This is a genomic window from Ruminiclostridium papyrosolvens C7, assembly GCF_000421965.1.
Lineage (GTDB): Bacteria > Bacillota > Clostridia > Acetivibrionales > DSM-1351 > Ruminiclostridium > Ruminiclostridium papyrosolvens_A.
In genome coordinates this window covers 1-13098 of sequence record NZ_ATAY01000004.1, presented here as the reverse complement: position 1 = coordinate 13098, position 13098 = coordinate 1, and the positions used below count along the sequence as shown (strand labels likewise).

Genomic DNA, 13098 nt, shown 5'->3' with positions numbered 1-13098 from the left:
TCCTCCTGATTTTAGATTAGCCAAATATCCTGCAGGCTGCATATTTTGAAAACGCTGAATTCTGCCTCTGCCCTAGCTGAATGACGTCCCTGATAATTTCCGGCAGAAATTCATCAAATTTTACTTCCAATATGATTTTGTTAAGGTTGTGAACATTCATTCCAGTAGATTGTTGATTAAAAAGCTCTTTAGAATTGAGACCGGTCTTTATGCCGCTGTCAAAAGTAATTCTTACGTTACCCGGTTTATAAATATACGGTTCCCTGATATAATCCACCAGAGTTCTCGGTCTTAACTGTTGAAAATTCATTTTGGTATACAATTCAACCAACAGCGGATTCCCGGAAAATCTCATCCATTTTATGTCACCGTTAATTATTTGTTCACATTGTTCCGTTGTCAATGGAGTTGACTTTTTGTAACACAGTCCGTTTATTTTTCCTTTCTTTTCAAGCTTGATATACCGGGTGTCACCATTGTAATAACGGATTCTGAATTTCTCTCTGTTATTCAGGCCTATAATCTTTTCTTTAAGTGCTTTATCATCAAAATTATCAAAATACAAACTTCTGATTTTATATCTGCCGCTTTCATCAACATTTGGGTCTTTTTGGGCTATAAATTTAAGCCGGTGCTGCAAGGCAATGTAGTCAGTTGTTGAAATTTCATGCTTTATTTCATGCCTTAATTTTAATTCTTCCATGTTTCACCTCCCGAATTTTTTAAAACCCGGCATTACAATTACATAAAAATATTATCTTTAAAATGTGATGATTCTCTGAACATTAGATGAATTCTGGAAGTAGAATTGTTACGAAATTGAAAACAAAAAGGTACCAGTTATACACTTATGTACACTGATACCTTGTTATTAAATACGGTTTTTAAATGGATTCCCTTTGAATGGTACTTGAAATCTGTGGAACAACCTGTTTTTTCCTGGAAACTACACCTTTTAGGAAAGCACTGTTTTCCCCTGATTTTATATTAAAGGCTTTTTCCATCAGGGCAGCGTGGTCGTCTCCTACAAACAGAAGTTCTGAGCCCTCTTTTATTATATTCGTAACCAATAGCAAAATGAGGTTATAATCCTTGTTTTCCAGAACAGTTCTCATATGCTTCAGCAATTCGTCCTTTATCTTTTGAAGACCCTCTGAGTCGTTGGAATTTATTTGTCCTATTCCTATTTTATATTTGTTGAATACAAAATCCTTAAAGTCGTAATCAAGGATTGTCTGAGGAGTCATTCCCTGAAGGGATGCATTTGCTTTAAACAAAGATGTTGCAAATTCGTCTATATTAATGTCCGCTATTTTTGCAAGCCTGCTTGCAGCCAACTCGTCTGCATATGTGCTTGTGGGGGATTTAAATTTCATAGTATCTGATATAATGGCTGCACATAAAAGACCTGCTACACTTTTGGACGGATTCATACCGTTTTCAAAAAACATATTGGCAATTAATGTAGAAGTACTTCCTACTGCATCATTTTTGAAGAATATAGGGTACCCGGTCTGAATATCGCCTATTCTGTGATGGTCTATGATTTCAAGTATGTCCGCCTGGTCTATACCGTCAATGGTCTGTGCTCTTTCATTATGGTCAAGGAGAATTACCTTTTTTCGACGTTGTGTAATAAGATGATATCTTGAAATAAAACCCTTGATAATACCTTTATCATCAACTACAGGATAACTACGGTATCTGGTTTTAAGCATTTTATCCTTGATATTGTCTATATAGTCATTGATATTGAAACTGATTAGTTGTTCCTTAGTCATGATATGACTGACAGGAATACTTTGGTTGATAAGCCTTGCAGTAGTAAAGGTATCGTAGTAGGTATCCATTACTATGCAGCCTTTTTCCTCGGCATACCGTATTACTTCCTCATCCGCCGTTGCACCGCAGGTAATTATCAGACTGCTTGCACCAATCTCTATGGCCTTAAGCTGACTGTCCTTTCTGCTTCCCACCAGAACAATATCTCCTTTGTCAACGAAAGGTACCATATCCTCAGGTGCCATGGCCGCTATAACAACCTTACCCGCAGATTTAAATTCTTCTTCATTTCCGCAAACCAGCTTTGCAGCAAGTGTATCCATTATATTCCTGCAAGGTGTTCCACTGGCGCATAGAATATTATTTTCAAGTGCATCCAGATAACTTCCGGTAATATCAGACAGTGTAATTATACCGGTAAGCTTCCCCTTAACATCTGCTACAGGGAGAACTTTTACATTATTCTTTACCATTATGCTCCAAGCTGCCTTAATAGATATATCCTCCGAAACAGGACTTATTACGTCAATATCAAGATCTGATATCTGTGTTCTGACGGTTTCACGGTATTCCGGTACCTCTACTCCAAAATATTTTAGTACGAATTCTGTTTCCTTGTTTATATCTCCTATTCTAATGGGAACTGCATGGGCAGCATGTCTTTTTTTTAATTCTGCGTAGGCAATAGCTGAACATATTGAGTCTGTGTCCGGATTTTTATGTCCGGTAATATATATTATATCTTTCAATTATAGCATTCCTCCAAATTACCGATATTTGCAGTTTTATTGTACACTAATAGAATTTTCACTGCAATAAACTTATGTAATCTCAAACTCAATGTTTTTATTTAATGTCAATTCAAACCAAAAAGTGCTTCCCTTACCTAACTCACTTTCCACTCCATATTCGGCCCCGTGCATATCCAGTATTGACTTTACTATCGAAAGTCCCAGACCCGTTCCGATTGCTGCTCTCTTATGAGCCTTGTCAATCTTGTAGTATCTGTCCCATATAAGTGGAAGCATTTCTTCGGATATACCTTCTCCTGTATCTGTAATTTCAACCTTCACGCCCTTGGGAGTACTACTTTGAATAATAGTAACCGTTCTATCCGCCCCAGTGTATGTTATGGCATTATTAATCAGGTTGTATATTACCTGTGAAATTTTAACCGAATCAGCATTTACCCATATATCCTTATCACTTTTAAAATCTATCCTGTAGCCTTCCTGTTCGATAAGCTTATTATACCTTTGAAGTATTCTCCTAATACTTTCCGTAATATTGAATGTCTCAATATTGATTTTACGGGTACCTGATTGAAGCTGGGATATATCCAGAATATCATTTACAAGGGTGGTAAGCCTTTTTGCTTCATCGATTATTATCTGAACATTTTCTGGTGTATTTTCTCCGGGAAGATCCCGCATAACCTCGCCATACCCCGTTATCATAGTAAGAGGAGTTCTCAAATCATGGGATATATTTGCAATTAACTCCCTGCGCAGCCCCTCCACCTTTGAAAGTTCTTTTGCCGCGTAATTGAGAGTGTCGTTAAGCTCAGTTATTTCCAGATACCCCCGACCAGGAAAGGAAGTTTCATAGTTCCCTTTTGCAAGTTCCTTTGCTGAGCTGTTAATTTTGATTATAGGGTCAGAAACTTTTCTTGAAATGAAAAGCCCCATTAACAAAGCCAGCAGCAAGGTTATTCCGGTAACCCATATTAACTGGATTCTCAATGTATTTACGGTGGCATTTACGGGAGTTATAGTTGAATTCAACATTATAATGCTATGTGAACCGTCACCTGTGCTTACTATTTTAACGTAAATTATATTACCCGGTAGGTTTCCCAGAGGTGCAAAGCCATTAGTAAAAGGATAACCTGCAGGACCACGCTTTTCCATTGTCTTATCCATTGAGAATACTTCCAGGTATGAGCCGCCATTTTGTTCTGCACTACTGTAAAGCCTGAATAATTCAGAGGGTGGCAGCTTATGTATAATGCAATTTGGCTGCGATTCTACTGAATACTTTGTTTTTCCGCTGTCGTCCAATATTTTTATGCAGGCGTCTTCCTCTCGAGATAATGAAGAAAGAAATTCCTGAAAATTCTCGGTGCCTACGTTATTTTCGATAGTCTCAGCCATTGACTTAATACTATGAATTTTAATCTGCTTGTAGAAATCATCAAGAAAAACTATCTGAAACAGCCATAGTAATATGAGCATTACTGCGACAAAGGCTGTAAGGTAAAGGAATATCTTGTATTTTATGCTTACTTTGTCACGTCTCAAATCTATAGCCCACCCCTCTTAGGGTAACTATATTTTTACTGTAATCACCCAGACTTTTTCTTAAAAGCTTTATGTGAGTGTCAAGTGTACGGTCATCTCCGAAAAAATCATATCCCCAGACATCTGTTATAAGCCTCTCTCTAGTGAGTGCAATTCCCCTGTTTTTAACCATATAGAAAAACAAATCATATTCCTTGGGAGACATATCAATTTTTTCGTTATCAATATATACAAGCCTTCCCGTAAAATCCACTGTCAAACCTTCAAAAGTAAAAATATCTTTTTTGTTTTCTGTTTCAGATGTACCCCTGCTTCTTTTCACAATCGCATTTATTCTCATCATAAGTTCTTTTGGAGAAAAAGGTTTTACTACATAATCGTCTATCCCAAGTTCAAAGCCGTGGATTTTGTCATACTCTTCTCCCCGCGCAGAAAGCATAAGGACCGGGGTCATACAAAACTTTCTTATTTCCTTACAGGCGGAGAAACCATCAAGTTCAGGCATCATTACATCCATCACAATAATATCAAATTGCATTTCCCTGCACACCTGAATTGCTTCCATTCCGTCCGCCGCTTCCACAACCTCATGTCCCTCGAAAACCGCATATTTTTTAATAATAGCCCTTATTCCGGCCTCATCATCAACAATCAGAATTTTATACATGCATCCTCCATTAAACAAAACAGTACAATATACTAATTATACATCATTATGCCATTAAAAGGATGTCCTTGATTCATTGCCCTTATTTCATTTTAAATTTTGATACTGTTTGCAGAAGGCTACCCGATAATTCTGCAAGGGATTCGGCAGATGCAGTTATTTCTTCCATTGTAGAGGTTTGCTCCTCTACAGAAGCTGTCACTTCCTCCGAGATAGCTGCATTTTCTCCCGAAATATCCGAAATGGAATTTATAGAGTTTACTATCTGTTCAGTCCCCGCTGACATCTGCTGTGCCACCGCAGAAACATCCTGTACTCTGTTTGAAATTTCGCTTATTCCTGCCAGAATCCTGTCAAAGGAGTGGTTTGCCAAACTTACTCTTTCCAATCCTGCTTCTATATCCTTCTCTTCTTCTTCAATCGCTTTAATAACATTCAATATGTCCTGTTGTATTTCAATTATAATAGCCGAAATATCCTTAGTTGAGTTTCCAGACTGCTCTGCCAGTTTCCTTATTTCATCAGCTACAACCGCAAATCCTTTTCCCTGTTCTCCTGCACGTGCTGCCTCAATGGCTGCATTTAATGCCAACAAATTTGTTTGTGCTGAAATATTTGTTATTACTTCAATTATTCCCTGTATTGATTTTGATTTTTCCTCCAGATTTTTAACACTATCTACAGATTCCTGAGAAGTTTTGTTAATAACATTCATCTGGGATATTATCAAATCCAAGTCACGTTTGCCGTTATCAGATAGCTTATTTACATTGCTTACCTCACTTGCAATATCCTGCATATTCACAGCTGTTTGTTCAGCACCTTTTGAAAATTCTGACATTGTGTGGGCTACATCCTTTAACCTGTTATTCTGGTTTTCTGCCCCTGCTGCCACTTCCTGTACTGAATTTGCAATTTCTTCAGATGCTGTGGTTGCCGTTTGAGTTCCAGCCATCAGCTGCTGGGATGAGGATGCAATAGTAGTTGCACTTTCTGAAGCCTGAGAAACCAACATTTTCAGATTATTCAACATTGTCTTGAAAGATACCGCCAATTTCGTTATTTCGTCTCTCCCCTTAAGCTCCTTTTTATATTCGATTGTTAAGTCACCATCAGCTACACGATTCACCAGCCCATTCAACAGATTAATAGGTTTAGTAATACTCAGGGTAAGGAAAATTGCTACCAAAATACTCACAACTATTGACGCTGCTAATAGAATAAATATGAAAATTCTTGAAGCCTGGTTTGTATAAGAAATTTCATTGTTAAAGCTTTCGGCATCATGTTTAGTAACTTCAGTCAAATTGTGAACATAATCTTCTATTTTTTTTATTTGTTCTTCACTGTTTGTCCTGCTATTCTCCACAGCTTGATCCTTGTCCCCTTCCTTTGTTAACTTAATTATTTCATCACGAATAGCAGTCCATTCATTAAAAGACTTTACCAGACCATCTACCAGTGATTTGTCTCCAGTAAATGCTTTTTGTAAATCTTCAAAATTTTGTTTGATTTCTCCAGTATATTTATCTATATCATTAATTGCTGTTTCAAGCTGCTCTGTATTATCAGATAACACAACATCCTTCATTGATCTGTTAATTGCAAAAATATTTCCCTCTGCTTCCAGTGTCGCTACCCTAGCTGCAAAGGAATTAAAGTAAATTTTATCTGATAATTCGTCCATCCTCTGAAGTGCCATTAGCGACAGTATGACTAAAGTAACAGAAATGAGTATTATTACTACATATCCCAATGACAACCTAAGGCCTATTTTAACTTTATTCAACATATGTAATCCCCCACGCAGATTTTATTTTGGGCAGTTTAAACCCATTAAAGGAAAGTAATCGAAAATATCATAATTAGTATATCACCATGTTATGTTAATTAAAATAGGATTTTGTTGAATTTTGTAAAAAAATAGAGGTTTTCAATCTTCGGATAACTCGGCCACAAAAAAATCATGGTCGGAAGGAATTTCTATTATCCTTCTAACCACGATTCTATGATACTTACATTATTTTACATATTATATTTCCCGCCGACCTTCCAGAGCCTTTGCAAGTGTAACCTCATCGGCATATTCTAAATCGCCGCCTACAGGTATTCCATGTGCTATCCTGGTGGCTTTTACCCCTAAAGGCTTTATAAGCTTTGATACATACATTGCAGTTGCTTCGCCTTCAACATTGGGATTGGTTGCAAGAATTACTTCTTTTACTTCTCCGCTGCCCAATCTTGAAATCAATTCCTTGATACGGATTTCCTCAGGCCCGATTCCCTGCATTGGAGAAATAGCACCATGTAGAACATGATACAGCCCTTTGAATTCACGTGTCCTCTCCATAGCAACAACATCACGGGGGTCCTGAACTACACATATAACCGATTTATCTCTCGAAGTTCCGCTGCACAGTGGGCAAGGATCAATATCGGTAAGGTTGCTGCAAATCGAGCAGTATCTTGTCTTTTGCTTTGCTTCCAGTATTGAATCGGACAGCTTTTGAACCTTTTCCATGGGCATATTTATTACATGAAAAGCCAGACGCTGTGCCGACTTGTGTCCAATGCCGGGAAGTTTCTGAAATTCCTCTACCAACTTTGCAACGGGAACTGCATAATATTCCATTTATTAACCTCCACAGGGGCATGCCCTGAATGACCGCATTTTTAAAACATTCCCGGTAAACCGCCTAATCCGCCTGTTATTTTACTCATTTCGGAGTTAGCCAGCTCATCGGCCTTTCTCAGTGCCTCATTAACAGCACTCAGAATCAAATCCTGAAGCATTTCAACATCATCAGGATCAACAACCTCAGGCTTGATAGTAATTTCCTTGATTTCCTTTTTACCTGTAGCAACTATATTTATTGCTCCTCCTCCAACTGAAACCTCAACAGTCTTGTTTTCCAAGTCCTGTTGTGCCTTCTCCATATCCTTCTGCATCTTCTGGGCCTGTTTCATCAGGTTGTTCATGTTTCCGCCCATACCGCCTCCGAAACCGCCTCCTGGGAATCCACCTCTTGCCATCTGCACTTCCTCCTGTTATTTTAAATTTAATAGTTTACAAATTTATCAATTTATATTATATCCTATTCATCTATTATATCAAGCGGGACATTCAATCTGTCTGAAATTTCCCTTGTCAGCTTTACCAATGGGTTTTCTTCTGAATTCTTTGCAGAAGAAGGTTGACTTTGAACCATGCTTTCCAGTGATTCCTCATCTACTACCTTTACGCGGATATGTCTCCCGAGTCTTCTCTCCAAAGCATTTTCAAGTACATCAATATGCTCGGCCTTTGATACAATTTCCTTCAGTGAGACTACTGCAGGCGGGAATACCACAAGAACCGTAGACTCATCAGCAGCTACTGCTTTCGTAGATGTAAGATACGATAACAGCATCATCCTCCTGTTGGCTTTAAGGTCAGACAGTACATTGGCCCATTCCTCCAGTTCACTATAGGAATTACTTTTGACTGAAGCTTTAGAAGCTGAACTGCCGGATACAGGAGGCACGTTGTCCAACTTTTTCCCAGCTGAAATAGGGCTGCTATTCACTGCCTTCGTTTGAACCGGTACACTGCTTCCGTCTTTGGCAGAAGGTGCTAAAGCCACAGCCCCTGTTCTAACTGCACTTTCAAGATTAGCTATCCTATCTGCCAGACTATTATCGCCGCCGCTCTGGCCGTAACTTCCTACACTTATTGAAATAAGCATAACTTCAAGGAATACTCTTTGGTTTAACGCATATTTGAGCTGTGTTTCAAAGGAAGACAGCTCCTTTATTATTCCAATCAGTTGCTCCTTTGAAAAGGCCTCTGACTGTGCAAGCATTTTGTCGAGGTACTGTTTTCCGATATCCAGAATGTTTTCGGGATTTATACTAAGCTTGCAAATCAAAAGATTCCTGAAATACAGCACCAAATCCGATGCAAACCGTAGAATATCCCTTCCGCTGGCAGAAAGCGTTTCCACATCTGCAACAAGTCCCTCAACATTCTTACTCTCTATATTGTCCACTATTTCCGATATAAAATCATCACTTACTATCCCTATTGCATCAAGTACATTTTGATAGGTTATAGTGTTGCTGCCTTCCGCAATACACTGGTCAAGAATACTAAGAGCATCTCTTAACGCACCGTCTGCCAGTCTTGCAATCAATAATGCACCGTCATCGTCTATCTGTATACCGCTTGCCTGGGCAATAACCTTTACTCGTTCGGCAATACCTGCTGGTGTTATTTTCTTGAAATCAAATCTCTGACATCTGGACAAAATTGTTGCAGGCAGTTTATGGGGGTCTGTTGTTGCCAATATGAATACAACATGCCCCGGGGGCTCTTCAAGGGTTTTCAGCAGTGCATTGAATGCACCGGAGGAAAGCATATGAACCTCGTCTATTATATAAACCTTATATTTTGCCTGTGAGGGAGCATAAACAACCTCATCCCTTATTTCCCTTATGTTGTCAACACTATTATTTGATGCAGCATCTATTTCAACAACATCCAGAATTGATTCATCCAGAATTCCTCTGCAAACCTCACATTCATTGCAAGGGTCCCCTTCTTTGGGGTTAAGGCAGTTTATGGCTCTGGCAAATATTTTTGCCATGGTAGTTTTACCAGTACCTCTCGTACCGCAAAAAAGGTACGCATGAGCTATCCTCTCGGATTTTACGGTATTTTTAATTGTTCTGACAACATGCTCCTGCTCAACAACATCTTCAAATACAAGAGGCCTCCACTTTCTATAGAGTGCCGTATAGGACATATCCTACCTCCTCCTTTTATGTACACTGCAATTCAAGGATCCTCGGTGTTCTACCTACAATATAATACAAGCCTGTTCATTTGAACAGGCTTGATTTTTTATAAATTGAATGGCCGTACACCCATTATCGATAGAAGCATATAGCCGTTACCTTTACAGTTAGCTCTAATCAGGTAACCCAGCGGCACACAGAATTTGCTGCTTATCGCTGCTTCCTTCCGGATCTGACGAGGTTCACAGAATTCTATTGCGCAAGACCCAATTGTCATTGCCACTTGTAAAGGGCAGGCACTACACACTAAAACCTCAAACGGGAATTCAACCCTGCTATAGCGGATTGCAGGTACAGGGCACCGCTGCCTCCCCGTCTAGTACGGCCAAAACTGGCTTTTTTAATGTGTTCCCAAACTCATAAACAAATAAGTTCAGTGCACTTTTAACATTATAACTTAAATACTGTCCCATATCAAGAGATATTATTTTTACAATTTATGTATTTATTGTAAGTAAATTTCAAGCAAATCTATTTATTTTAGGACAGAAAAAAAGCACCTCAGTATATAATTTATAATAATTCCTGATAAATGGGTGCCCTATGTAAAAAAAAAATAAAATCAATATGTTTAAAGGAGGAACAAAATGAAAAAGCTTTTAATGGCTTTACACTTAGTATTATACCACTATTTTCTACAACTGATTATTAAAATTGTATAACAAATATTAACAATGTGTGAATGTATTTTGCTTACTTTGTCCCACCTACTAAAATGTTTATTCTACATTATGAAATTCACTATTATCATTGCAATTCCAACATAAAGTGCAGCCTGTCCCAATGCTGCTCCCACATTATTCTGTTCGTATATTTCATTCCATACATCCACCTTTACTATGGCTGTAAAAATCTTTTTAAACAATACGGATAATATACCGTATATCACAAGACAAACAGCTATTACCAAAGCTACTGTAATTAAATCAAAGTCAGTTGTATATGCATCAATTATTCCTGTAATAATTGTCTGTACCGCAAAAACAAACCCCAAGAGTCCGATACCAGCAGCTGCATTATTATCTATAAATATTTCCTTAAACAGAGTGGTCTTTCTCCTTAAAACCATGCTGTAGCACACCATTGCAACTAAAACAAATACTATAAACAGCAAAATCTTTATTAGTATGGATGCTCCAGCCCCTTCAATTATATCTATAAAATCTATGTACTTTATAATAGACACGAATATAACTGAAAGAGTAACGGAAAACAAAGCTGCACCAATGTTTTTCTGCTCACATATTTCTTTATTCAGGCACACCTTGCCATGCCCGTCTTCAGCATTTATGAGACTTACTATTGATTTGGATAGAAGTCTTAATAGCGTTAATATTACTACGTAAAAAACAGTATATCCGGTACAAACCGCAAGATCAACCAGTATATTATCGCTGGCAGCTCCCTTTATGGCATGTGACGACAGATAAAGCACCGGAAATACAAAAGCCCCGATGAACTCTATCCATGCTGCAAAATTATCCTTGTTAAAAAGTGCATCTTTTAGTGAAACATCTCTCAGAACCAGATTATTATAAATAACCCACCCCAATATAAAACCTACCGTCAATATAACAAAACTAAATGACAAGTCTTTCAAGAAAAAACTAAAGTATTCAAACATCTCATTATCCCCCTAAAAGCTATTTTTCTTCCATCCCTTGGTAAACCTTGTATAGTGACCCTTCAAACCTCTGGCCTATAAAAATTCTGAACATCCCGTTAGTTTTGAGCATTTCTATATTAAGATACTCTGTAATCCCTTCTGCATCACGCTGATAATCCCATACCTCAACTTCCGATTCGTACTCTATTTTTTCCGAGTTCAGGTCATAAACCTTCAGCGAACCCTGCACACCGTCTATCCTGTAATCATATTCCGGCATAGTACACCTTTCGTACTCTGTGCCGTCAGGAGTGGTTATACACTTCTGACCCACAACATCCAAAAATTCTTCTGAGAACGGAACTGTATCATCCAGAAAGTAAAGGTATGTTTCCAGCTGGCCTTCCTCTTCACCCTTGTATACCTCAAAAACATACTCTGTCTCTTCTGATCTGGAATAAACAAGGTATCTGGTAAAAGGCCTCTGGCCTACGTCCATTTGTATAATTTTACCGAAAGTAAAAAAACCCTGTTCCTCAAGTTCCTTGAGTTTAAATTCAACCATTGAGTTTTTATTTATATTCAATGGATTCAGTATATCCTGACCATCTTTTTTTTTGAAACCGAACATCAACATCACGTCCTATTCCATTTAAAGTTTAAAATTCTAATATATCCTGCTATGGCGGGAGCTTTTAGGCTTTGGCTTTGATAACTTTCTTATTACGATTATCAGTGCTACCGACGTTATAATGATAACTACCACAACTGCTCCGGTATTTCTTGATGAATTTGTAGGATACTTATCCGTATAGTATACGTTATCAGGATTCTGTTCCTGATATTGCTGTGAAAGCTGTAAATCAGGGTCAACCCCTTCTTCCATGTAATTAGGGTCTCTCTGTACTCCCTGTTTCTCCAACTGGTCTACCCTATTTTCCAATTGCTGATACTGATTCTGGTCAAAATAGCTCCTATAAGGTGATATTTCATTCCAATGATGATACCAGAACAAATCCGACGCCCTCATCAGAAACCACAAATCCCACGGGCCTACATATGCATATCCGTAAGAAAAAGGACTTCCGAACATAGATCTGTTTACATTGATAAATATAGGCCTGTTGTTGAAAACATTTATTCTCGATGTCCGGGTTCTCATTGCATCCTCAAAATTCATTTTTCTTGAACTTGAGCCATAGCTCCTTTTCATGGAGTCAGTATAAACCTTTTGCTGTTGGCTATTGAGTTTTTGCTTATAGGTTTTGTAACTTTTACTTGAAACCTGACTCTTGTAGGTATCCTGCATGTAGGATTTCTTTTTTGAGGCTGCCTTTGCAGTAAATCCCGAGGTGTTGGCTTTCTTACTTGATGAGCCTGTATAAGATTTTGAACCCGGTACACTTCTTGAGCTGCTGCTTTTAGATTTTGACGACCCGAATAAGCTGAAGCTTTTTGAGCTGCTTTTAGAAGTGCTGCTTTTCGCCTTAGACGAACTAAAAATACCGGAACTCCTTGATGAAGAGCTCTTATAACTGCTGATAGATTTTGAAAACGACTTGCTGCTTCTGCCGAAAGAACGCGCTCCTTTTGCATCAACTCCCATAAATGAAACAGAAACAAATGCAAAAATAAGCAGTATGGCTAATATTCTTTTTTTCACACACTATCCCTCACATTTTTAAAATGTATTTACATGTAAAATTAGTATTATTTTTAGTATTATACCATGAACACTTTTTAGAATATATATATTCTTTTTATTTTAGAAGAAATGTATAAGAAAATGTAAATAAGGCAATAACTATAACTGACCCCACAAAATACATTTTAACCCCCTAAAAATGCTCCGGCTTTGCGCCGGGCATTTTTTTTATATATAAAAAAGAGTCTGCTGATATTAATAC

At 38.0% G+C, this 13098-nt stretch carries 11 protein-coding genes and 1 other RNA gene; all 12 read right to left on the bottom strand.

Annotated features, from left to right (window positions below):
- Positions 1–16: 16 nt before the first annotated feature.
- Positions 17–703 (bottom strand): polyphosphate polymerase domain-containing protein, encoded by a 687-nt coding sequence (locus tag L323_RS21480; RefSeq protein ID WP_020813697.1) that lies wholly within the window; start codon positions 701–703, stop codon positions 17–19.
- Positions 704–884: 181 nt separating this feature from the next.
- Positions 885–2531, bottom strand: coding sequence for a putative manganese-dependent inorganic diphosphatase (locus L323_RS21475; RefSeq protein ID WP_020813696.1), 1647 nt, complete (start codon positions 2529–2531; stop codon positions 885–887).
- Positions 2532–2603: 72 nt separating this feature from the next.
- Positions 2604–4082 (bottom strand): HAMP domain-containing sensor histidine kinase, encoded by a 1479-nt coding sequence (locus L323_RS21470; RefSeq protein ID WP_020813695.1) that lies wholly within the window; start codon positions 4080–4082, stop codon positions 2604–2606.
- Positions 4072–4749, bottom strand: a complete 678-nt coding sequence (locus L323_RS21465) for a response regulator transcription factor (protein WP_020813694.1) — start codon at positions 4747–4749, stop codon at positions 4072–4074. Before L323_RS21465 ends, L323_RS21470 begins: the two co-directional genes overlap by 11 nt.
- 82 nt (positions 4750–4831) lie before the next feature.
- Positions 4832–6541 carry a methyl-accepting chemotaxis protein gene (locus L323_RS21460; protein WP_020813693.1) on the bottom strand — a complete coding sequence of 570 codons (1710 nt, stop codon included), beginning with the start codon at positions 6539–6541 and terminating at the stop codon, positions 4832–4834.
- Positions 6542–6781: 240 nt separating this feature from the next.
- Entirely contained in the window at positions 6782–7381 is a 600-nt protein-coding gene (gene recR, locus L323_RS21455; RefSeq protein ID WP_020813692.1) for a recombination mediator RecR, read from the bottom strand.
- 41 nt (positions 7382–7422) lie between these two features.
- Positions 7423–7782 carry a YbaB/EbfC family nucleoid-associated protein gene (locus tag L323_RS21450; protein ID WP_020813691.1) on the bottom strand — a complete coding sequence of 120 codons (360 nt, stop codon included), beginning with the start codon at positions 7780–7782 and terminating at the stop codon, positions 7423–7425.
- Between the two features lie 62 nt (positions 7783–7844).
- Entirely contained in the window at positions 7845–9533 is a 1689-nt protein-coding gene (gene dnaX / locus L323_RS21445) for a DNA polymerase III subunit gamma/tau (RefSeq protein WP_020813690.1), read from the bottom strand.
- A gap of 113 nt (positions 9534–9646) precedes the next feature.
- Positions 9647–9910, bottom strand: an RNA gene (gene ffs, locus L323_RS40685) — signal recognition particle sRNA large type.
- 399 nt (positions 9911–10309) lie between these two features.
- Positions 10310–11209: a DUF350 domain-containing protein gene (locus L323_RS21440; protein WP_020813689.1), complete on the bottom strand. Its 900-nt coding sequence runs from the start codon at positions 11207–11209 to the stop codon at positions 10310–10312.
- A 19-nt stretch (positions 11210–11228) separates the two neighbouring features.
- Positions 11229–11822 (bottom strand): hypothetical protein, encoded by a 594-nt coding sequence (locus tag L323_RS21435; protein ID WP_020813688.1) that lies wholly within the window; start codon positions 11820–11822, stop codon positions 11229–11231.
- Between the two features lie 36 nt (positions 11823–11858).
- The gene (locus L323_RS21430; RefSeq protein ID WP_020813687.1) at positions 11859–12854 is read right to left on the bottom strand and encodes a hypothetical protein; all 996 of its coding nucleotides are present in this window, start codon (positions 12852–12854) and stop codon (positions 11859–11861) included.
- Between the last annotated feature and the right edge of the window lie 244 nt (positions 12855–13098).

Excerpts from the sequence above, each read along its gene's own strand:
- L323_RS21440 (WP_020813689.1), bottom strand. The coding sequence starts at position 11,209 with ATGTTTGAATACTTTAGTTTTTTCTTGAAAGACTTGTCATTTAGTTTT.
- L323_RS21460 (WP_020813693.1), bottom strand. The coding sequence starts at position 6,541 with ATGTTGAATAAAGTTAAAATAGGCCTTAGGTTGTCATTGGGATATGTA.
- L323_RS21450 (WP_020813691.1), bottom strand. The coding sequence starts at position 7,782 with ATGGCAAGAGGTGGATTCCCAGGAGGCGGTTTCGGAGGCGGTATGGGC.
- L323_RS21480 (WP_020813697.1), bottom strand. The coding sequence starts at position 703 with ATGGAAGAATTAAAATTAAGGCATGAAATAAAGCATGAAATTTCAACA.
- L323_RS21465 (WP_020813694.1), bottom strand. The coding sequence starts at position 4,749 with ATGTATAAAATTCTGATTGTTGATGATGAGGCCGGAATAAGGGCTATT.
- L323_RS21435 (WP_020813688.1), bottom strand. The coding sequence starts at position 11,822 with ATGTTCGGTTTCAAAAAAAAAGATGGTCAGGATATACTGAATCCATTG.
- dnaX (WP_020813690.1), bottom strand. The coding sequence starts at position 9,533 with ATGTCCTATACGGCACTCTATAGAAAGTGGAGGCCTCTTGTATTTGAA.
- recR (WP_020813692.1), bottom strand. The coding sequence starts at position 7,381 with ATGGAATATTATGCAGTTCCCGTTGCAAAGTTGGTAGAGGAATTTCAG.